Origin of the sequence: Aquitalea sp. ASV15 (assembly GCF_016429115.1) — a bacterium.
Taxonomy (GTDB): domain Bacteria; phylum Pseudomonadota; class Gammaproteobacteria; order Burkholderiales; family Chromobacteriaceae; genus Aquitalea; species Aquitalea magnusonii.
This window is the reverse complement of record NZ_JAELTZ010000236.1, coordinates 1-269: the sequence shown is the minus strand read 5'-3', so window position 1 is coordinate 269 and position 269 is coordinate 1. Positions and strand designations below refer to the sequence as shown.

The window sequence follows — 269 nt, the reverse complement described above, 5'->3', positions numbered from 1 at the left end:
CCTGAAGAGTCGTTCGAGACCAGGACGTTGATAGGTCGGGTGTGGAAGCGCTGTGAGGCGTTAAGCTAACCGATACTAATTGCTCGTGAGGCTTGATCCTATCATTTGAGTGGCTTGGGAGACCGAGACCGAATGGATAGTGAATGTGCGACGCGATCAAAGATCCAGGATAAAGATACCTGATTAATTCAGTGTTCCAGACGGTGTCTGGGGCACAAAGCTTCTTCAAGTTTGTTGACAGTTTATGTCTGGTGGCCATAGCGAGGTGG

At 49.4% G+C, this 269-nt stretch carries 1 rRNA gene; it reads left to right on the top strand.

Features of this window, described 5'->3' with window-relative positions:
- A 23S ribosomal RNA gene (locus JHD64_RS21715) occupies positions 1–100 on the top strand; the annotation flags it as partial.
- Positions 101–269 lie beyond the last annotated feature (169 nt).